Genomic DNA, 19,714 nt, shown 5'->3' with positions numbered 1-19,714 from the left:
GTTGATCACCGATTGCCCGGGGGCCGCGTGGGGTATGCAGAACCGGACCGGGCGCATGGACGTCGCCGGGCGCTGAGGACGTCGAGCGGCACCGTCGTGCTGTCGTGAAGCTCGACCGCACGAGGAGATGCACCCGCGCGTGACGCACGCAGAACCCCCGCTCCCGGGGCTGCCCCCGACGCCGGGGGCAGGCATCCGGGTGGTGTCCATCCCGCACACCGACCCCTACGTGGACGCCGTGCTCCCCGACGGGTCGATCCGGGTCGGCGACCACGTCGTCCCCAGCCCGTGGCTGGACCTCGCCCACCTGGCGGTCCACGCGGACGAGGTCGACGTCGTCCACCTGCACGCCGTCCACGGGTACCTGGGCGCGACCGAGCTGGAGGCGTGGGCCGAGGAGCTGCAGCGGCTCGGTATCCCGCTCGTCGTCACGGTCCACCAGCTGCGCGACCCGCAGCGCCCCGCGCCCGCGGAGACCGACGACCACCTCGCGGCGGTGCTCGCGACGGCGGAGGTCGTGCTCACCCTCACCCCCGGGGCGGCCGACGAGATCGCCGAGCGGTACGGGCGCACGGCGATCGTCGTGGCCCACCCGTCCATCGCCGTCCCCGACCCCGAGCTGGGCGCCGAGCGGGGGCTGGTCGGCGTGCGGGTGGGGCCGGCGTCCAGCACGATCCCCGACCCCGTGGGGATCGTCCGCGCGGCTCTCTCGGGCGCGCTGTCGGGCGGTGGCCGGCTGCGGGTTCTCGTCGACGAGGCGGAGGCGCCGGCCCTGGATCCCGAGATCGTCGCCCTCGTCGACGAGGGAGAGGTGGAGCTCGTCCTGGTCGGCGACGGTGGATGGACCGCCCAGCTGCAGCAGCTGCACGCCGCGGTGCTGCCCGAGCGGTGCGGCACGCACTCGGCCGACGTCGAGATCTGCCGGGACGTCGGCACCCGGGTGGTGGCGCCGAGCTGCGGGTGGTTCGCCGACCAGTGGTCGGACGTCGTGCCCTACACCAACGACGAGCGCACAGGCCTGGACCCGGTGTCGCTGACCGCCGCGATCGGCGCGGCGCTCACCCGGCCCATGCCGCGGCCCGCCGACCGGAGCTGGCGGGAGGACCAGCGCGCCGCCGTGCGCGAGGTGCACGGCGAGGTCTACGCCCAGGTGGTGGCCGACCGCAGCTGGGCGTGAGACGACGACGGGCCCGGCGACTGCCGGGCCCGTGCGATGAGGAGAGTGTGGGCAGGGGCGGGGTCGAACCGCCGACCTCTCGCTTTTCAGGCGAGCGCTCGTACCGACTGAGCTACCTGCCCCTTCCGGTGACCTCACCGGAGAGCGACCCTGACGGGACTCGAACCCGCGACCTCCGCCGTGACAGGGCGGCGCGCTAACCAACTGCGCTACAGGGCCTTGCTGGTGGTGCTGGTGCTGCGTGCCCCCAACGGGGTTCGAACCCGTGCTACCGCCTTGAAAGGGCGGCGTCCTGGACCGCTAGACGATGGGGGCTCGTGTTCGCCGGGGGCAGCGAGAACAATACATGGCTCCCGGGCCCCGCCCGAGGCGGGGTCCCCCGAGAGGGGGCGGCGCGCCGGACGACCCGTCTCAGCCGAGGGTGGCCCGCAGCTCCACCGAGTCGTCGGTGACGCTGGAGCAGGCGAGCTCCAGAGGGCCGGCGGAGACGCTCTCGCCCTCGGCGCAGGACACGGTGGTCCCGCCGACGGTCAGCGTGGCGCGACCGTCCTGCACGCTGTCGAACGCCAGCGTGGTGCCGAGGATCTCGGCTTCCGCGCCGTCGCCGGAGAGGGTCACCGTGCAGGTTCCCCCGGAGCACGAGACGTTCTGGGACGAGAGGGTGCAGCCGCTGAGCGCCGCGAGGGAGAGGCCGCCGGCCAGCACCCCAGCGGCCAACCGGGTGATGCGGGTCGTCGACGTCATGTCGCGAGCGTAGGACCCGGCGGTCATCCCGGCGGGGAGGTCGGCGCGAGCGGGGCGCCGCCCGGCCCGGGGGGCACGACCACGCCGCCGCCCGGCCCCGGCTCCACACCCGCGTCGGGGGGTTCCACCTCGCCGACCACCGGGGGCTCCACCCCGCCGACGGCAGGCGGCTCCACCCCGCCGACGGCAGGGGGCGCCACCCCGCCGGCGGGCAGCTGGGCCTCGTCGGCCGGCGGGCTCTCCGCGACGATGGTGCGCTCCACCGTCACCTCCGTGGAGCCCAGCCCACCGAGGGTGATGTCGTCGTAGGCCTGCAGCGCGCCGGTGGCCGGGTCGAGGTAGAGCACGGTGCAGGTGAGCGGTTCCGGGTACTCGCCCTCGAGCGCTCGCAGGCCGGCGCCGCCGGTCGAGCCCTGCACCATCAGCAGGGTTCCGTCGGAGAGCTCCTCGACCACCCGGTTGTGCGTGTGCCCGGCCAGCACCAGCGGCACGAGGCCGTCCAGCGGCGGCGCCTGCTTCGGGTCGTGCACCATCGCGATGGCCGGGTCCTCGGCCAGCGTCCGGGTGTAGTCCGCCAGCTCCTCGCCGGACCGCTCGAGGACGTCGGCGCCCGCGTCGTCGTCGCCGGTGCTCTTGTCCGGGGTGAACCGGGGATCAGGGGCGCCGACGATCCGGATGCCGGCGACGCTCACGTCCGAGTCGTCCAGGACGGTGACGTTGGGCTGGGCGGCGAGGATGCTCGCCGTGGTGGCCGAGTCGTGGTTGCCGCGGATGTAGACGTAGGGCACGCCGAGGTCGCCCACCGCGGTGATCAGCCGGTTCTCGGGCTCGCTGCCCCAGTCGGTGATGTCGCCGGTGTCGAGGATGCCGTCGATCTCGAAGCGCTGCGCCACCTGCCGCACCAGGTCGAAGCCGGCCGGGTTGAGGTGGATGTCGGACACGTGCAGGAGGGCCACGGAGTCGCCGGTGCCGCTCGGCGAGGGCAGCGCGGACAACGTCGCGTAGAGCGTGCCCACGTTGGCCACCAGGTCCTCGAGGGACGCCCGGTAGGCATCGAACCGGGCGACGATGTCCTGGGCGTTGCCGATCAGGCTGTTGGCGTTCACCAGCAGTCCGGTGTACGTCGGCTGCGACAGCGCCTCGGGGCGCCACGTCGCGGCGCCCAGCGCGCCCGTGCCGGCCAGCAGCGCCGCGGTGATACCGACGGCGATGAGCGGCTCGCGGCGGCGGCGCAGCACGACCCAGGAGGTGAGCGCGGCTCCGGCGAGCGCCACCAGCACGGTCACCCAGACCAGCCGGACGACGGCGGACTGCAGGTCCTCGGTCACCCGGTCGACGACGCCGGCCAGCCGCACCGGGTCGGTCGCCAGCGCCTCCGCGCGGGCCTGGTCGACCCGTTGCAGCGAGATGTCCAGCCGGAGCGGCCCGTCGTAGGCGTCGACCGCCAGGGAGCCCAGCGGCGGGACGGCGACCTCCGCACCGCCGGAGGCGGGGCGGAAGGCGAGCGTGGCGTCGAACGGCCCGATGGGCGCGGAGACCCGCGCGAACAGCAGGACCGCGATGACGGCACCGACGAGCGCGATGGCCACGCGGCCGGCCCATCGACCGGCCACCCGGGCCCGGCCGGGCCAGGGGGACGTCGACGCGGTGGGCTCGCTCACGTGGACCACGCTAGCGACGTCCGGGTCGTCGTTCCGATCGGCGCGGCGAGGCGCTCAGATCCGGGTGGGTGCGGGGCGGAAGATCCAGCGCAGCGCGAGGAACCGCATGAGGCCGATGAAGGCCGTCACGCCGGCGACCGTGGCGATCTGCAGCAGGGGGTGGGTGCCGTCGGTGAGGGCGTCCAGCAGCCCCAGGGCGGTGCTGGTCGCGAGCAGGCCCAGGACGGTGACGCCGCCGGCCTCCCACTGGGCGGTGAACCAGTGCACCCGCTGGTCGGCGTGGAACGTGCGCCGGCGGTGCAGTTCGTTGGCCAGCACCGTGGAGACCGCCGTCGCCACGAGGTGGGCCGGCAGGTAGCCCCAGCCGTGCCCCGCCACGAACAGCGCCGCGTAGACGACGGTGGTGACCGCGCCGACCAGCACGAAGCGCAGGAACTGCGCCGAGGTGGCGTCCCCGCGCAGGAACTGCGCCGAGGTGGCGTCCCCGGGCGGGCCCTGCGCCGTCGCGTGCGGCAGGTCGCCGACGGCGTCGGCGGCGTGGCCGCGGCGGAGCAGGGACGGGCAGGTCACGGGGGAGGGCCTCCGGTCGGTCGCAGGTGGACAGGTCAAGGATTCTCTTCGGCAGAACCCCTGTCACCTCTGAACATGCCTGGCGTCACTGGCACTCACCCGTGTCCTTGCTCACGGTCACCTGTGAGCACCTCGGTGCAGTCGTCGGGGCGCCGTGCGTCGGGCCGGGTCCGCGCGGGTAGGGGGCGGCCATGAGTCTCATGGGCTTCCTGGACCGCATCGCGGACGTGTCGGCGTTCGACAAGGCCATCGAGCCCGCACGGCGCGCCGTCCTCGGCATGCCGAGCGCGGTCAAGGACGTCCTGCACGGGACCTGGCTGGGGCATCCGCTGCACCCGGTGCTGGTGCAGGTGCCAGTGGGCAGCTGGGTGTCGGCCGGACTGCTGGACGCCGTGCCCCCGCTGCGGCCGGCCGCCACCGTGCTGATCGGCACGGGGGTGGCCGCGGCGGTGCCGGCGGCCCTGTCGGGAGCGGCGGACTGGTCGGAGCAGGGCGCCGGCGTCCGTCGGCTCGGCGCCCTGCACGCGCTGATGAACACCGCCGCGCTGGGCCTCTACGCCGGCTCGCTGGTGGCCCGGTCCCAGGGCAGGGGCGCACTGGGCCGGGCGCTGGCGTACGCGGGCCTGGGCCTCGCGGGGAGCTCGGCGGCGATCGGCGGGCACATGTCCTACGCGCAGTCCTCGGGCGCCTCGCACGCGGCCACCGCTGTCCGGGCACTGACCACCGACTGGGTCGACCTCGGACCGCTCGACGACCTGCCCGAGGGGCGGCCGACGCTGCGCACCGGGAAGGGCGGCAGCATGTCGGTGCCGCTGGCCGTCGTCCGCCGCGGCGCGCGGGTCGACGTCTTCGTCGGGGCCTGCTCCCACCTGTCCGGCCCGCTGGACGAGGGCGCGGTGGAGACGGTGCGCGGCAGCGAGTGCCTGGTGTGCCCGTGGCACGGCTCCGCGTTCGACCTCGACAGCGGGGAGCCGCGCCGCGGGCCGGCGGCCAACCCGCAGGAGAAGCTCGAGGTGCGCATGGACGCCGGCCGGGTCATGGCCCGGGTGCCGAGCCGGCACCGCTGACGCGGGGGTGGCGCCGCTCTACGCTGCGGCGCCATGAGGCGCACGGCCGTGGGTCTGGCGGTGCTGCTGGCCGCGGCCTGCGGCACGCAACCGGCCGGAGGGCAGGCGGATCCCCCGCCGTCGACCGCCGCGGCTCCGCTGGTGCCGGCGGTGCCCGGCGTCGCCGCCGAGGCGGTCCGCCTGCGCACCGACGAGGCCGTCGGCGGGCGGATCCAGGTGCGGATCACCCACACCGGCGGCGCGCCGTACACGGTGACCGCGGTGGCGCTGGACGCGCCCGGCTTCGCGCCGCTGCCGCCGACCGAGGTGGCCACCGAGTTCGTGCCCGGGCGCGTCGTCGACCTGCCAACGCCCTACGGCGAGGCGGTGTGCCCGGCCGGTGACGGGCCCGCGACCGCCCGGCTGACGCTGCTGCGGCCCGACGGCACGGTGGAACACGTGCGGGTGGCGCTGGAGGGGGAGGCCCTCGACCGCGTCCACGGCGAGGAGTGCGGGGCCCGTGCGGTGGCCGACGCGGTGGAGCTCGGGGTGAGCGGGCCGCGGGCCGGGCCGGACCGGCTCACCGCCCGGCTGACGCTGGCCCGGCGGGGGCCCGACGCGCGGATCCTCGTGGAGCGGGTGGGCGGCAACGTCCAGTTCGACGTCGCGGCGGAGGTGCCGCTGGAGCTGCCCGCGGGGACCGGCGCTGCGGAAGGGTCGCTCACCTTCACCGTGGCCACGTGCGACGCGCACGTGCTGGCCGAGGCCAAGCAGCCGCACCTCTTCCCCGTCGGGGTGCGGATCGGCGGACGACCGGAGCTGGTGGTCGACCTCCCCGTCGACGAGGAGCTGCGTGCCGCCCTGGTCGAGCTGGTCCGGCAGGTGTGCCGGCGCGGCTGAGGCGGTGGGGGAAGAAGCCGGCCCGGCTGCCCCGGGGGGAACGGGTCAGCCGGGCCGGGGTCGTGCCCGCCCGGCGCCGGAGCGCGGGGCGGAGGATGCGGCGGACAGGGGCGCGGAGTCGCGTTCCCCGACCGGAACGATGATGACGGTACGTAACCGCCGGGGTCGACCGCGATCCCCTGAACGGGTGGACCGTACCGAATCACGGTGACCCACTGCACAGGAGGTGTGGTCCGTCGGCGCGCGGGCAACTCCCGAGGATGTTCTTCCTGTTCTCCAGCCGTCTCGGCTGCCTCGGCTCGCTGCTGATCTCGGCGCTGCTGACGCTCCTGCTGCTCCTGGTGCTGGGCGTGCTGTGACGACGACGCCCGGGGAACCCGTCCTGCGCGGACCGGTTCCCCGGGCGTTGCCGTGGTGTCGAGCGGGCTACCGCTGATCAGCCGTTGAGCTCCAGCGTCTGCATGGTCTCCGCGCGTACCTGGGCCAGCAGCGCCGGCTCGTCGTTCAGCGAGTGGCCGTAGGACGGGATCGCCGTCTGCAGCAGGGGGCGCCAGGCGTCGATGCGCTGGGGGAAGCACCGCTCCAGGAGGGTCAGCATCGCCGAGACGGCGGTCGAGGCGCCGGGCGAGGCGCCGAGCAGGCCGGCGATGCTGCCGTCCCCGCCGACGATGAGCTCGGTGCCGAACTGGAGCACGCCCTTGCCCGACTTCGGGTCCTGCTTGATGACCTGCACCCGCTGGCCGGCGGTGACCATGTCCCAGTCGCCCTGCTCGGCGGTGGGCACGAACTCCTGCAGGGTGCGGTGCCGGGCCGACCGGGTCTGCATCAGCTCGCCGATCAGGTACTTGGTCAGCGCCATCTCGGTGCGGGCCACGCCGAGCATGGAGCCGAGGTTGTTCGGCTTGACGCTCTTCGGCAGGTCGAACATCGAGCCGGCCTTGAGGAACTTGGGGGAGAAGCCGGCGTAGGGCCCGAACAGCAGCGAGTACTCGCCGTCGATCAGCCGCAGGTCCAGGTGCGGCACGGACATCGGCGGGGCGCCGACGGCCGCCTGGCCGTAGACCTTCGCCTGGTGGCGGCCGACCAGCTCGGGGGACCGGGAGCGCAGGAACATGCCGCTGACCGGGAAGCCGCCGAAGCCGCGGATCTCGGGGATGCCGGCCTTCTGCAGCAGGGGCAGGGCACCGCCGCCGGCGCCGACGAAGACGAAGCCGGCGCGCATCGTCACGCGGTCGCCGGTCTGGGTGTCGCGGACGGTCACCTTCCAGCGGCCGTCGCTCTCCTTCTCGAGCGCGTCCACCCGCTGGTTGACGTGGACGTTCACCCCGCGGGTGGCGGCGTCGTCGAGCATCAGGCGGGTGAGGGCGCCGAAGTTGACGTCGGTGCCGGCGACCGAGCGGGTGGCCGCGACGATCTGCTCCGGGTCGCGCCCCTCCATCATCAGCGGCAGCCAGTCGGCCATCTCCGCCGGGCTCTCGGTGTACTCCATCCCCGCGAACAGCGGCTGGGCGCTCAGCGCGGCGTACCGGTTGCGCATGTAGGTGCGCCCCTGCTCGCCGGTGACGAAGCTCAGGTGCGGAACGGGCGAGATGAACTCCTTGGGGGAGCCCGTCATGCCGGCGCGGACCAGGTGCGACCAGAACTGGCGCGACACCTGGAACTGCTCGTTGATCGTGATCGCCTTGCTCGGGTCGACCCGGCCGTCGGGGCCCGCAGGCGTGTAGTTCAGCTCGCAGAGGGCGGCGTGCCCGGTGCCGGCGTTGTTCCAGGGCCCCGAGCTCTCGGCGGCGACGGCGCTGCCCGACTCGAAGACCGCGACGCTCCACTCGGGGGCGACGACCTGCAGCAGCTGCGCCAGGGTCGCGCTCATGATGCCGCCGCCGACGAGTACGACGTCGGGGTTCGCGCTGTCGGGAACGCTGCGCTCGGAAGTCACGTCTGCCTCTCTGGCTGTGTGCTCGGCCCGGCGCCGCAGCGCCTCCTCAACGATCGTCGGCCGGATTCGGCCGCTACATGCGATCGCGGGCGTATGAGGTATGTCACCGCGCTTCGTGGGTGCGGCTCCTCAAGGTTATGACCGGGCGCGCCGGGGGTGATGCGCGGGCCGGTGCGGCGGTCGTTGGGTCCCGGCGCGTGCACCCGACCGGGTGACCGCCGGCGCGGGCGGCCACCGCGGTGCTGGAGGCTGCCGAGGTGAATGCGCGGTTGCTGGGCGTACCCGTGGTGGCGGGTGTCCGTGGTCATGGGAATGCTGCTCGCCCCCTTCGTGGTCGTGCTGTTCCGGCTACTCCGGGACATGAGCTGCGGCGCGTCGATGACGACTGGGGTCGTCGTCGCGGCGATCTGCGGACCGATGGTCGGGTACGTGGCATCGAATCGGGCAAGCAGTTCACTCAGCTGCCGGACCGCTGACCGGACACGTACGTGCGGCGGTGGAGCGAGCGGCGCGGCGGGGCCCCGTTCCGGATGACGATCAGCTGCGCCAGGCCGCTCTGCGTCTCGTGGAGCACGGGTTGGCCGTCCTCGGCACGACGAGGGTGCGCGCCCTGACGTCGGCGGCGGTCCTGCTCCTGGTCGCTGTCGTCCTCGCCGTGGTGCAGTCGCCCTGGTGGTGGATCGTCGTCGTCTTCTGGGTGGGGCTGCTCGTTCTCGTGCTGCTGATGCCCGTACGCCTGGAGCGGCGGGCCGCCGCACTAACGGGTCGGCCGTGGGGCGCACGGTGCTCGGGGCCCGTGCCCGGACGACGGGTGGCGTTCCGGCTGAGCTGTCGACGCACCAGCGAGACCGGCGAGCGCGAGCGGCCCCCGGCGGTAGCCTCACGCCGGGGTGCCACCGGTCCTCGGCCGAGCACCCGCGCCGGGCCTCTAGCTCAACTGGCAGAGCAGCGGACTTTTAATCCGCGGGTTGTGGGTTCGATCCCCACGGGGCCCACCGCGGTTCGGTGTTGTGTGACCGCATGCCGACCATGCCGATCCGCCCGTCACCCGGTCGCGCCGACGGCTAGGTGGCCTCGAACCGGCCGTCCTCCGAGCGGACGCGTCCGACGCGCTCCAGCCGCTCCAGGTGGAGGACCGCGGTGCGTCGCTCGACGGCTGTCACGAACGGGAGTTCGACGTGCGGCCGGTAGACCAGGCGGCGATCGATGATCTCCTCGAGCGTCCGGGGTTCGGCGAGCATGGCCAGGAGTGCCTCCTCCCGTCGCTCGATGACCGCCGCGAAGGCGTCGAGCTGCGCGAGGAAGGCGTCCCGACCCTCCACGACACCCTTGTGGTGCGCCGTGCCGTACCACCGGGCCTCGATGTCGCGCAGGCGGGCGAGCGACGACTCGAAGGTCTCGAGGTCGCTCCCGATGTCGCCGTAGTACGGCCCGAAAGACGTGAGGTCGATGTCGCCGAGGAACAGGAAGCCGTCGGGCTCCACCAGGAAGCCGCAGTGCCCGGGAGTGTGGCCGGGGAGGTGTAGCACGGTCACCGTACGCCCCCCCAGGTCGATCACCTGGCCCTCGACCACCGGGCGCACGTCCTCGTGCCCGGCGAGCGCGAACGTGTCGCGGAGCTCGGCCTGGAACGCCGCGCTCTGCTCGACGTCCATGCCGAAATTCTCGAGCAGTACGTCCGGATTCCGGACCGCCGGTGCTTCGGCCGGGTGCGCCAGTGCCGGGGTGTCCGGGAAGACGGACAGCCCAGCCACGTGGTCCTCGTGCCCGTGGCTGAGGGCGATCAAGTCGACCGCGCCGAGGGAGCGCCCTCTGCGCGACACCTCCAGTGATGGGTCGACGAGAAGGGTGCTATCGGCTCCAGAGAGCAAGAGCGAGTTCGCGCCGGGATAGCGGCCCCCCTCCGCCGACCCGAGGACCGTCACGCCTCCGTACCGCTGGTCGTCAGTGCTCCCGAGAGTCACGCCACCACCCTCTTCGCCGTCGCGTCGTCGTCAGGACCTCGCCGCGGGATCAGCGTCGGCGGCGCCGACCCCTACGAGCTGCTCGAACAGGCCGGCGATCTCGGCGACCGCGTCGTCCCTCCGGATCCGGCCCTCGGCCACGGGCGGGGCGAACGCCTCGACGGTGCCGAACCCCATGCGGGCGATCGTCGACGGTGCGGCATGCAGCCGCGCAAGCCCGCGCTCGGCGGCGCTCTGCAGGTAGCGCGCCGTGCGGGCCATCGTGCGCTCCCTGATCTCCCCCCAGGTGCGCTTGAGGTCGGGGTCGCCGATCGACTCGTGGTCGAGGAGCGTGATCAGGGTGAGGTTGGCGACCGCAGCGTCGAGGAACTTCCGGACAGTGACGGTCAGGACCTCCCGCACGTCGTCCTGGTCGAGCGCCGAGATGTCCTGGGCGGCGACGAAGTCCGCGCGCACGCTCTCGGCGAGCACCAGGAACACGTCCTTCTTGGACGCGAAGTACACGTAGAAAGTGGCCCGGCTGGTGCCGGCCTCCTCGGTGATGTCGGCGATCGTCGTCAGCCCGTAGCCGCGGCGCTCGAACACCGCGCGGGCGGCGTCGACCAGTTGCCGCCGCCGCTCGGTGTCCTCACGCTGATGGTCCTCGCGGACGGACCAGCCCTTGCCTTCCACGGGCGGGAGTATAGGTTTGGTGGACGTTGACGTTGACGTCAATGTCCTTGCTCGTGCGGTGCTGCAGTCGGAGGTCGCCATGAAGGTCCTGGTCGCGAACAGGGGGGAGGTGGCCGTCCGCGTGCTGCGGGCCGTCGCCGACATCGGCGGGTCCACGGTGGCGGTCCACACGCAGGAGGAGGCCGGTTCGCTTCACGTGCGGCTGGCGGACGAGTCCTGCGTGCTCCCCGGGCGCGGCGTCGCCGGCTACCTCGACGGCGAGGCGTTCGTCCGGGCCGCTGTCGCGACTGGCTGCACCCACGTCCACCCGGGCTGGGGCTTCCTCAGCGAAGACGCCTCCTTCGCCGAGGCGTGCCGGCAGGCCGGGCTGGTTTTCGTCGGTCCGGCCCCCGACGTGCTCGCGCTCTTCGCCGACAAGGCCCGCGCGCGCGCACACGCGGTGTCGGCCGGCGTGCCGGTGATGGCGGCCACCGACGCCGGGGTGTCCCTCGAGGAGGCGCGTGAGTTCCTCCAGGCGCATCCCGACGGCGTGATGGTCAAGGCCGCCGCGGGCGGCGGTGGCCGCGGCATGCGCGCCGTCGTGGACCTGGATGACCTCGACGAGGCCTTCGAGCGGTGCCGCTCGGAGGCGGTAACAGCGTTCGGTTACGGGGACCTGTACGTGGAGCAGCTCCTGCCCGTCGCCAAGCACGTCGAGGTGCAGGTGCTGGGGGACGGCCGCGGCGCGGTCGTGCACCTGGGGGAGCGCGAGTGCAGCGTGCAGCGCCGCCACCAGAAGCTCATCGAGGTGGCGCCCAGCCCCGCGCTGGACGACGCCCAGCGCGACGTCCTCACCGGGCACGCCGTACGGCTGGTGGAGGCGGTCGGTTACGCGGGGCTGGGCACCGTGGAGTTCCTGGTCGATGCCGCGGCCCTGGCGCGTGGCGAGCTCAGGGCAGCCTTCATCGAGGTCAACCCGCGACTCCAGGTGGAGCACACCGTCACCGAGGAAGTCACCGGCGTGGACCTGGTCGTCACCCAGCTCCGCATCGCGGACGGAGCGACCCTCGCCGACCTCGGGCTCGACCGGGGCGCCCGGCCGACCGCCCCCGGGTACGCGATCCAGTGCCGCGTCAACGCCGAGCGCATGACGGCGGACGGCGGCGCGCACGCGGCCACCGGCACCGTGACGCGGTTCCGGCTGCCCGGCGGCCCCGGCGTGCGGGTCGACACCCACGCGGACGTCGGCTCCACTGTCGACGGCAGCTTCGACTCCCTGCTGGCGAAGGTGATCACTCGCAGCCGCCGCCCCGGCTTCGACGCCGCCGCCGCGCAGGCGGCGCGTGCCCTCGGCGAACTGGGGATCGAGGGGGTGGGCACCAACGTCTCGGTGCTTCGTGCCGTGCTGACCCACCCGACCTTCGCGGCCGGGGAGGCGACGACGGACTTTCTGCACCAGATCGCCGGCGAGCTGCCCGTCGCCGAGGCCGCGCAGGGGCAGCGGTCCGCCGATCCCGACGCCATCGTCGCGGAGTTCCCCGGCGCCGTCGTCCTGGTGCACGTCGCGCCCGGCGACCGGATCACCGCGGCGACCCCCCTGGCCGTCGTCGAGGCGATGAAGATGGAGCACGTCGTGACGGCGGGGCGGGCCGGTGTGGTCACGGCCGTCGACGTCGCGCCGGGCGCGCAGGTGACCGAGGGGCAGCCCCTCGTCCACCTGGAGGCGTCCGACGACGTGGCGCTCGCCGACCAGGCCGACGAGGAGACTGATCCTGCGTACGTCCGCCCCGATCTGGCCGATCTCCACGCCCGACGTGCGCGCGTGCTCGACGACGCACGTCCCGAGGCCGTGGAGCGGCGCTCCCGCACCGGGCACCGGACGATCCGGGAGAACCTGGCCGACCTGGTCGACGCCGGTTCCTTCGTGGAATACGGCGCGCTGGCGGTGGCCGCGCAGCGCCGTCGGCGCTCGCTGGACGACCTCATGGCCTCGACCCCGGCCGACGGCATGGTCCTGGGCCTGGCCACGGTGAACGGTGACGACGCCGAGGACGAGGGGCGGTGCGTCGTGATGGGCTACGACTACACCGTCCTGGCCGGTACGCAGGGCTTCTTCGGCCACAAGAAGACCGACCGCATGCTGGAGGTCGCCGAGCGCCGCGGCCTTCCCGTGGTGCTGTTCGCGGAGGGCGGGGGCGGCAGGCCCGGGGACACCGACATCGCCGACATCGCGGCCTCGATGCTCGACTGCGGCACCTTCGCCGCCCTGGGCCGGCTGAGCGGCCGGGTCCCCACCGTCGGGGTGCTGACCGGACGGTGCTTCGCCGGCAACGCCGCCCTGCTCGGGAGCTGCGACGTCGTGATTGCCACCGCCGACTCGACCCTCGGGATGGCCGGCCCCGCCATGATCGAGGGAGGAGGGCTCGGCCGCTTCGCGCCCGAGGAGGTCGGGCCGATGTCGGTGCAGGTGCCCAACGGGGTGGTCGACGTCCTCGTGCAGGACGACGCCGAGGCGGTCGAGGTGGCCAGGAAGTACCTGTCCTACTTCCAGGGCCCACGGGCGACGTGGTCCGCGGCCGACCAACGCGGCCTGCGGCACCTCGTGCCGGAGAACCGGCTTCGCGTCTACGACGTGCGGCGGGTGATCGACACCCTCGCCGACACGGGGTCGGTGCTGGAGCTGCGCAACGGCTTCGGCCGGGGCATCGTCACCGCGCTGGTGCGGATCGACGGCCGCCCCATGGGCCTCGTCGCCAACAATCCGGCGCACCTGGGCGGAGCCATCGACGCGGACGCCGCGGACAAGATGGCCCGGTTCCTGCAGCTCTGCGACGCGCACGGGCTGCCGGTGGTCTCCCTGTGCGACACCCCGGGTTTCATGGTCGGCCCGGAGTCCGAGCGGGACGCCACCGTGCGCCACTTCTCCCGGCTCTTCGTCATCGGGGCCCACCTGAGCGTGCCGGTGATCACCGTCGTGCTCCGCAAGGGCTACGGGTTGGGTGCGCAGGCGATGGCGGCCGGCAGCTTCCGCGAGACGCTGGCGACCGTCGCCTGGCCCACCGGGGAGGTCGGGCCGATGGGGCTGGAGGGAGCGGTCCGCCTCGGGTACGCCAAGGAGCTCGACGCGCTGACGGACGGCGAGCAGCGGCGCCGCCGCTACGACGAACTGGTCGCCCAGCACTACCGGTCCGGGAAGGCCGTCAACGCCGCGATGGTGTTCGAGCTCGACGACGTGATCGATCCCGTGGACACACGGCGCTGGATCCGCGACGTCGTGGGCGGCTGGACGGCACCCCGCGAACGGCGGCGGTCCTACGTCGACACCTGGTGACACGACCCGGAAGGAGTGAGCATGGACATCGAGAGCTACCTGGAGGACCTGCGCGCGCGGCAGGAGTCACTGCGACCTCCGGACACCCCGAGCAGTGTGGTCTACCCATTGGGCGAGATCAGTCTGCCCGAGCACGTCGCCCATTGGGCCGCCACGGCGCCGGACCGGGTGGCCGTGAGCTTCCAGGGTCGCGACATCACCTACAGCGAGCTCGACGACCTCAACCGCCGGGCGGCCGGGTGGCTGCAGACGGCGGGCGTGCGTCCCGGTGACCGAGTCGGCGTCTTTCTCCCCAACAGCCCGGAGTTCATCGTCACCTTCCTGGCCGTGCTGCGGCTGGGTGCGGTGCATGTCCCGATCAATCCGATGTTCCAGCCGGGCGAGCTGGCGTACGAGGTGAACGACAGCGGTGCCAGGATCCTCGTGACGGCGGCTCCGCTGCTCGACGTCGTCGAGAGGACTCGGGACGAGCTGCCGGTCGAGCGGGTGATCGTGGTCGGTGACGGGGGGACCACGACGCTGCCGGTCACGGGCTGGCCGGACGTGGTGGCGCACGAGCGGTACGACGGCTGCGCGACCGATCTCGACACGGTGGCCGCGCTCAACTACACCGGCGGGACGACCGGTCTGCCCAAGGGCTGCATCCACACCCAGCGGCACATGATCTACACGGCGGCGACCGGGGCCGGCGCCACCGGGCTGAAGGCGGACGACGGATTCGTCGGCGTGTGCTTCCTGCCGATCTTCTGGATCGCCGGCGAGGACCTAGGCATCCTGATCCCGATCGTGCTCGGCGGCACCGTGGTGCTGATGCAGCGCTGGGACGCCTCCGCGGTGCTCGACTCGATCGACCGGTACCGGGCCACCTTCATGGTGGGGACGGTGGAGAACTACCTCGAGCTGATGGACCACCCGGACCTGCCGCGCCGCGACCTGACCTCGCTGCGGCACGTCCAGGCGGTCTCATTCGTCCGGAAGCTCACCCCCGAGGTGCGCGAGCGGTGGTCCAAGGAGGTGGGCAGCGGGGTGCTGCGCGAGGCCGCCTACGGCATGACCGAGACCAACACCCTGGACACCAGTCCCTACGGCTTCCAGGACGGTGACCAGGACCTCAGGGCCGAGCCGGTCTTCTGCGGGCTGCCGGTCCCCGGTACGGACATCGCCGTGGTCTCCTTCGAGACGGGCGAGCCGATGCCCGTGGGAGAGGTGGGCGAGATCGTCGTGCGCAGCCCCTCGGTGACCACCGGGTACTGGAACAACCCGGCGGCGACCGCGACCCAGCTCGTCGACGGCTGGCTGCACACCGGGGACAGTGGACGGATCGACCACATGGGCTGCCTGCACTACCTCGGGCGCCGCAAGGAGATGATCAAGGTCAAGGGGATGAGCGTCTTCCCAGCCGAGGTCGAGGTGCTCCTCGGACGACACCCGGACGTCGACACCGTGGCGGTCGTGCCCGCCGAGGATCCTGAGCGCGGCCAGCGCCCGGTCGCCTTCGTCCGCACCGTGCCGGGATCCAGCCTCGATGCCGAGGCGCTGCAGGAGTGGGCGCGTGGGCAGATGTCGGGCTACAAAGTGCCTCTCGTCCGGGTCGTCGACACGTTCCCGATGACGGAGACAGGGAAGATCAAGAAGAACCTGCTGGCCGGCGAGGCGCAGGAGATCGCGGACCGCGCCTGAGCACCCCGGACGCCGACGAGGGCTGCCCCGCTGTTGCGGGGCAGCCCTCGTCATGTCCGGGGGGCGTCGCGCCGACGGGTCCGGGGCCGGTGAATCGGCCAGCCGAACCCGCCGACCCGCTCAGGAGGCCGCGGCCTCGGAGACCGGCCGTTGTTTCGACGTCCGGCCGCTGGTGTCACCGAGGCTCACCACCACGGTGAGCAGCAGCGACAGCGGGAGGCCGATGAGGACCTCGCTGGACGCGGGCAGCTCGAAGAACGCGAACGCGACGACGAACGAGGCGGCGCCACCGAGCATGCCGGCGGTCGCGCCCCTGGTGGTCGCTCGGGGCCACCAGATTCCGAGCACCATCGGCGCGAACAGGGAGGAGGCGAGGAGGCCGACCGCCGCGGTGTAAAGGACGATGAGGAACTCGGGGGGGTTGAGGGCAAACAGCGTGCAGACGAGACCGACGCCCCAGGTGGCCAGGCGCGCCGCCCGGACGACCTGCTGCTCCGTCGCGCCGGGCCGGAGAAGGGACTTGTAGATGTCGTGCGCGATGGCCGAGTTGCACGCCATCAGCAGACCGGCCGTCGTAGACATGATCGCCGCGAGGATGGCCGCGGCCACCACGCCCTGCATGAGAGGCGACAGGACACCCTGGGAGAGGGCCAGGAAGAGCGCATCGGGGTTCGAGAGGTCGATGTCGTCAATCAGCACGGCGGCGCCGGTGGTCAGCACCAGGGCCACGATGAGCATCATCACGCCGTAGATCAGCATCGCCACGTTGAGCGACACCCGGGCGGACCGGACGTTGCGCGCCGAGTAGACCCGCATGATCACATGCGGGAGCACCGAGATGGCCGTCGCCCACGTCACGAACGCACCGATGTAGGAGGCCATCGGGAGCGACTCGGCGAAGGTGCCCAGTCCCGGGAAGCGCGTGTTCGCGTCGGCGAAGGCCTCCGACCAGTTGCCGATCGAGCTGAGGACGGAGACGGCGAAGAAGATCATCGTGGCGAACATCAGGATGCCCTGGAAGATGTCGTTCCAGGTGACCGAGAGGAATCCGCCCAGGGCGACGTACAGGATGAAGATGATGCTCGACGCCCACAGCCCGATCCGGTAATCGACGCCGATGACCTCCGAGGCGACGATGCTGGCGCCTTTCAGCTGGGCGACGATGTAGGCCATGCTCGCGGCCAGGATGAGCAGCGGCACCAGCCACTGGATGAGCCGGCTGTCGTAGCGCGACCGCAGGTAGTCCGGGAGCGTGTACTTGCCCAGCTCGCGCAGCGGCCGAGCGACGAAGATGGACGCAACGACGAACCCCACAGGTGCGCCGGCGACCAGTGCGGCCCCGTAGGGCAGCCCCAGGGCGAGCGCGGTGCCGGCCGTCGCCATGACGGACCCACCGCTGGCGAGTGAGGCGAGGAAGGCCCACGAGTTGGCGAAGGTGCCGATGTTGCGGCCGGCCACGAAATACTGGTCCGTGGAGCCCTTGACGCGCCGGTGGGCGTACCAGCCGATCAGGACCAGCACGACGAAGTACGCGGCGACCACGGTGAGGGTCACGCGTCGCCCTCCTCTCGGCTGGTGAGCGCGAGCACGAGCCCGGCCGCCGGGGCCATAACCATGACCCCGAACATCGCCCAGGCGAAGACGCTGACGTCGGCGACGGTCAGGTCATGGCTCCAAGGCAGGAAGATCACAAATGCGATGAGCGCGATGGCAGCCAACAGGCCGCTCTCGGCCTTCGGCAGGTTCTGGCGGCGCATGCCGACCTCCGGATGTGTTGTCGACCACAAGCGCCGCTCACAGTTGTTGACACTGGCGCCAATGTCAATACCGAGGGCTGACTGTCGACTGACCCCGTAGCCGGGACCGGGGAGGGAGCTGGACGGCCCCGCTCGACCGGTGAGCGTTCCGCCGGGACCACCCGTCCACGCGGCATCCCGTCTGGTTCCCGGCGGCTAGCGTCAGTGCATGGCAGAGGTCGTGCTGTTCCACCACGCGCAGGGGCTGACCCCCGGCGTCCGTGCGTTCGCCGACGAGCTGCGCGCGGACGGGCACGTCGTCCACACGCCCGACCTGTACGGGGGACGCACGTTCGACACCCTCCAGAACGGCGTCGCGCACGCTCAGGAGATCGGCTTCGGCACGGTGCTGGAGCGCGGCCGCGCGGCCGTCGCGGAGCTGCCCGAGCGGCTGGTCTACGCCGGTTTCTCCCTCGGGGTCATGCCGGCGCAGCTGCTGGCGCAGACCCGTCCGGGGGCCGCCGGCGCGGTCCTGATGCACGCCGCCGTCCCACTCGGCGAGTTCGCCGACGACTGGCCCGCGGGCGTGCCGGTGCAGTTCCACGTCATGGACGCCGATGAGTGGGGGGACGTCGACGTCGCGCGCGATCTCGCCGAGGCGATCGACGGCGCGCAGCTGTTCCTCTACCCGGGCGACCGGCACCTGTTCAGCGACAGCAGCCTGCCCGACCACGACCCGGGTGCGGCCGCCCTGCTGGCGCAGCGCGTGCGGGCGTTCCTCGCCGGCCTGCGGTAGACCCGCGACACGCCGGCGCGCCGGGTCCGCGGCGGGATGACCGACCCGGCCATCGGCCCCCGCCACGCTCGCGAACGGGTGGTTTGTCGACAGGTCGGCGTCCCGGGGAAGGGGTCACCGCGCGCCCGGGCCCCGCTCCGCAACGAAACGGACACGGGCCAGGCCCGGAACCGGTCCGAGCGGCCTTCGCGGGGGCCCGTCGTCCCTAGCCTTCGGGTCATCCGCGGTGCTTCCCAGCCGCGGAGCACCACCTGCGAGGAGCCCCCAGTGCACGCCACCGCATCACCTGTCCGCACGCCGTCCCTCCCCCTGCGCGAGGTCTTCGACGACCCGGGTCTGGACCTGCTCAGGGAGCTGATGGTGGAGGAGCCGGTCCCCGCGCCACCGGTGGTGCGCCCACCGCACCCCGGGTGGGCGGCCCGGGTGCAGGAGTGGACGAACCGCGCGGCGTCCTGGGGCGCGGGGCCGCAGGGGGCCTGGCGTGCCTGGTGAGCTGCTGGCCATCGCCGGGCCGCTGCTGGGGTGCTGCGGGCTGATCGCGCTCGTCGTCGTCCTGGCCGCGAGCTCCACCGCCCGGTACGAGTTCGAGCGCAACGCGGTGCGGGCGCACCGCGCCACCGTCCACGCGCCGCAGCCCGCCGGCCAGGGCGCGGCCGCCCGCGCGGCCGCTGACGCCGCAGGCGTCGAGTCCTCCGGCGATGCGGCCGGGCAGCCCGGGGCGGAGCGGGCGGCTGTCGGCCTGGCCACCCACCCGGTCGGCCGGAGCCTCCCCGACACCACGGGGGCGACCGGCTGGTGGCTGGTCGACGAGCACGACGGTGCGACAGTGGCCGGTCCGTTCGCGGACTCGCTCGACGCCGAGTGGGCGCGCCTGGCCGAGGACCTGACCGACCGCACGCGGGTCGTCCACGGCGGTCGGCGGGCGGACGGCGGCGTGGTCCGGCGGCAGTCGGCGGAGGAGCGCGACTGGCTGGCCGACCTGGGGGACCAGCTCGACCTGCTCCCGGAGGACTGGGACCCGTTCATGACCGACGACGACGACGTGCTGACCACGCTGGCCGTCGACGTCACCGCCGCGCTGCTCGAGGCCGGGCTGCCCCTGCACGACTGCGACGGCCGGGAAGGCGTGGGGCACGCCGTGGGCGGGGTCTGCCTGACCCCGCACCCGGACTCGGCCGGGGTCCTCGTGACCTGGCGTCAGCACGACCGGATGAGCGTCCACCAGGCCCGTGGCGGTGCCATGGAGGCCGCCGTGCAGCGGTCGATGACCGCGGCCGTCGTCACCGTGCTGCGGCTGATGGGCTTCGAGGTGGAGGAGTTCGGCTCCCCCGGGTGCCACCTGGTGACGGCACCAGCCCGCTGACCCGGGGGCGCGGACCGGTGTCACTCCCGGCGGTCGGCCCCCGGAACGGGTGGCACCACGAGCACGGCGCGCTGGCGCAAGCGGGCCGGTAGGCGGGCGCCGGCCGACGGCAGGCGCGCGGACTGCGGGCGGGTGGGACGGGGGGCCAGGTCGATCACG

At 73.1% G+C, this 19,714-nt stretch carries 16 protein-coding genes and 4 tRNA genes; 9 read left to right on the top strand and 11 right to left on the bottom strand.

Translation table 11 applies throughout. From position 1 onward, the window contains the following. Positions 1 to 139: 139 nt before the first annotated feature. Positions 140 to 1,177, top strand: coding sequence for a glycosyltransferase (locus ACI8AP_RS14230; protein ID WP_456590003.1), 1,038 nt, complete (start codon positions 140 to 142; stop codon positions 1,175 to 1,177). 48 nt (positions 1,178 to 1,225) lie between these two features. On the opposite strand, the gene ACI8AP_RS14225 is transcribed toward ACI8AP_RS14230, so the two are convergent. From ACI8AP_RS14225 to ACI8AP_RS14200, 6 genes are all read right to left on the bottom strand, one after another. Then, positions 1,226 to 1,299 (bottom strand) — tRNA-Phe (locus ACI8AP_RS14225). A gap of 23 nt (positions 1,300 to 1,322) precedes the next feature. Next, positions 1,323 to 1,396 (bottom strand) — tRNA-Asp (locus ACI8AP_RS14220). Between the two features lie 23 nt (positions 1,397 to 1,419). Then, positions 1,420 to 1,492, bottom strand: a tRNA-Glu gene (locus ACI8AP_RS14215). A gap of 96 nt (positions 1,493 to 1,588) precedes the next feature. Next, positions 1,589 to 1,921, bottom strand: a complete 333-nt coding sequence (locus tag ACI8AP_RS14210; protein WP_456590002.1) for a hypothetical protein — start codon at positions 1,919 to 1,921, stop codon at positions 1,589 to 1,591. 23 nt (positions 1,922 to 1,944) lie between these two features. Next, positions 1,945 to 3,582 (bottom strand): metallophosphoesterase family protein, encoded by a 1,638-nt coding sequence (locus ACI8AP_RS14205; RefSeq protein ID WP_456590001.1) that lies wholly within the window; start codon positions 3,580 to 3,582, stop codon positions 1,945 to 1,947. A gap of 54 nt (positions 3,583 to 3,636) precedes the next feature. After that, on the bottom strand, positions 3,637 to 4,152 hold the full coding sequence (locus ACI8AP_RS14200) for a GtrA family protein (protein WP_456590000.1): 516 nt from the start codon (positions 4,150 to 4,152) through the stop codon (positions 3,637 to 3,639). Positions 4,153 to 4,343: 191 nt separating this feature from the next. Between ACI8AP_RS14200 and ACI8AP_RS14195 the strand changes: the two genes are divergently transcribed. Continuing rightward, positions 4,344 to 5,219, top strand: coding sequence for a Rieske 2Fe-2S domain-containing protein (locus ACI8AP_RS14195; protein WP_456589999.1), 876 nt, complete (start codon positions 4,344 to 4,346; stop codon positions 5,217 to 5,219). 33 nt (positions 5,220 to 5,252) lie between these two features. Continuing rightward, positions 5,253 to 6,098, top strand: coding sequence for a hypothetical protein (locus ACI8AP_RS14190; protein WP_456589998.1), 846 nt, complete (start codon positions 5,253 to 5,255; stop codon positions 6,096 to 6,098). 436 nt (positions 6,099 to 6,534) lie between these two features. Here the strand turns inward: ACI8AP_RS14190 and ACI8AP_RS14185 are convergent, their stop codons facing one another. Further along, the gene (locus ACI8AP_RS14185; RefSeq protein ID WP_456589997.1) at positions 6,535 to 8,034 is read right to left on the bottom strand and encodes a malate:quinone oxidoreductase; all 1,500 of its coding nucleotides are present in this window, start codon (positions 8,032 to 8,034) and stop codon (positions 6,535 to 6,537) included. A 922-nt stretch (positions 8,035 to 8,956) separates the two neighbouring features. Between ACI8AP_RS14185 and ACI8AP_RS14180 the strand changes: the two genes are divergently transcribed. Beyond that, positions 8,957 to 9,029, top strand: a tRNA-Lys gene (locus tag ACI8AP_RS14180). Positions 9,030 to 9,098: 69 nt separating this feature from the next. On the opposite strand, the gene ACI8AP_RS14175 is transcribed toward ACI8AP_RS14180, so the two are convergent. Both ACI8AP_RS14175 and ACI8AP_RS14170 read right to left on the bottom strand, forming a co-directional pair. Continuing rightward, a complete protein-coding gene (locus tag ACI8AP_RS14175; RefSeq protein WP_456590044.1) occupies positions 9,099 to 9,959 on the bottom strand; it encodes an MBL fold metallo-hydrolase in 861 nt (286 codons plus the stop codon). Between the two features lie 69 nt (positions 9,960 to 10,028). After that, positions 10,029 to 10,670, bottom strand: a complete 642-nt coding sequence (locus tag ACI8AP_RS14170) for a TetR/AcrR family transcriptional regulator (RefSeq protein ID WP_456589996.1) — start codon at positions 10,668 to 10,670, stop codon at positions 10,029 to 10,031. Positions 10,671 to 10,728: 58 nt separating this feature from the next. Here ACI8AP_RS14170 and ACI8AP_RS14165 point away from each other — a divergent pair, with 58 nt between their 5' ends. Further along, on the top strand, positions 10,729 to 13,980 hold the full coding sequence (locus ACI8AP_RS14165) for a carboxyl transferase domain-containing protein (RefSeq protein ID WP_456589995.1): 3,252 nt from the start codon (positions 10,729 to 10,731) through the stop codon (positions 13,978 to 13,980). Between the two features lie 21 nt (positions 13,981 to 14,001). After that, positions 14,002 to 15,660: an AMP-binding protein gene (locus ACI8AP_RS14160; protein WP_456589994.1), complete on the top strand. Its 1,659-nt coding sequence runs from the start codon at positions 14,002 to 14,004 to the stop codon at positions 15,658 to 15,660. A gap of 120 nt (positions 15,661 to 15,780) precedes the next feature. On the opposite strand, the gene ACI8AP_RS14155 is transcribed toward ACI8AP_RS14160, so the two are convergent. Together ACI8AP_RS14155 and ACI8AP_RS14150 are read right to left on the bottom strand one after the other, a co-directional pair. After that, positions 15,781 to 17,214, bottom strand: coding sequence for a sodium:solute symporter family protein (locus tag ACI8AP_RS14155; RefSeq protein ID WP_456589993.1), 1,434 nt, complete (start codon positions 17,212 to 17,214; stop codon positions 15,781 to 15,783). Then, entirely contained in the window at positions 17,211 to 17,417 is a 207-nt protein-coding gene (locus tag ACI8AP_RS14150) for a hypothetical protein (RefSeq protein ID WP_456589992.1), read from the bottom strand. The genes ACI8AP_RS14155 and ACI8AP_RS14150 overlap by 4 nt, the downstream gene beginning before the upstream one ends. A 208-nt stretch (positions 17,418 to 17,625) precedes the next feature. On the opposite strand from ACI8AP_RS14150, the gene ACI8AP_RS14145 reads away from it, so the two are divergent. The 3 genes from ACI8AP_RS14145 to ACI8AP_RS14135 all read left to right on the top strand — a co-directional run bounded on the left by ACI8AP_RS14145 (position 17,626) and on the right by ACI8AP_RS14135 (position 19,555). Then, positions 17,626 to 18,192, top strand: a complete 567-nt coding sequence (locus ACI8AP_RS14145; RefSeq protein WP_456589991.1) for a dienelactone hydrolase family protein — start codon at positions 17,626 to 17,628, stop codon at positions 18,190 to 18,192. Between the two features lie 267 nt (positions 18,193 to 18,459). Beyond that, positions 18,460 to 18,684, top strand: coding sequence for a hypothetical protein (locus ACI8AP_RS14140; RefSeq protein ID WP_456589990.1), 225 nt, complete (start codon positions 18,460 to 18,462; stop codon positions 18,682 to 18,684). Then, positions 18,674 to 19,555, top strand: coding sequence for a hypothetical protein (locus tag ACI8AP_RS14135; RefSeq protein ID WP_456589989.1), 882 nt, complete (start codon positions 18,674 to 18,676; stop codon positions 19,553 to 19,555). Before ACI8AP_RS14140 ends, ACI8AP_RS14135 begins: the two co-directional genes overlap by 11 nt. Positions 19,556 to 19,714 lie beyond the last annotated feature (159 nt).

This window comes from Blastococcus sp. SYSU DS1021, assembly GCF_054050995.1.
This window is presented reverse-complemented; position numbering and strand designations above follow the sequence as displayed.

Bases quoted from the DNA above. Each gene is read 5' to 3' on its own strand.
- ACI8AP_RS14210 (WP_456590002.1), bottom strand. From the start codon at position 1,921: ATGACGTCGACGACCCGCATCACCCGGTTGGCCGCTGGGGTGCTGGCC.
- ACI8AP_RS14195 (WP_456589999.1), top strand. From the start codon at position 4,344: ATGAGTCTCATGGGCTTCCTGGACCGCATCGCGGACGTGTCGGCGTTC.
- ACI8AP_RS14190 (WP_456589998.1), top strand. From the start codon at position 5,253: ATGAGGCGCACGGCCGTGGGTCTGGCGGTGCTGCTGGCCGCGGCCTGC.
- ACI8AP_RS14160 (WP_456589994.1), top strand. From the start codon at position 14,002: ATGGACATCGAGAGCTACCTGGAGGACCTGCGCGCGCGGCAGGAGTCA.
- ACI8AP_RS14150 (WP_456589992.1), bottom strand. From the start codon at position 17,417: ATGCGCCGCCAGAACCTGCCGAAGGCCGAGAGCGGCCTGTTGGCTGCC.
- ACI8AP_RS14145 (WP_456589991.1), top strand. From the start codon at position 17,626: ATGGCAGAGGTCGTGCTGTTCCACCACGCGCAGGGGCTGACCCCCGGC.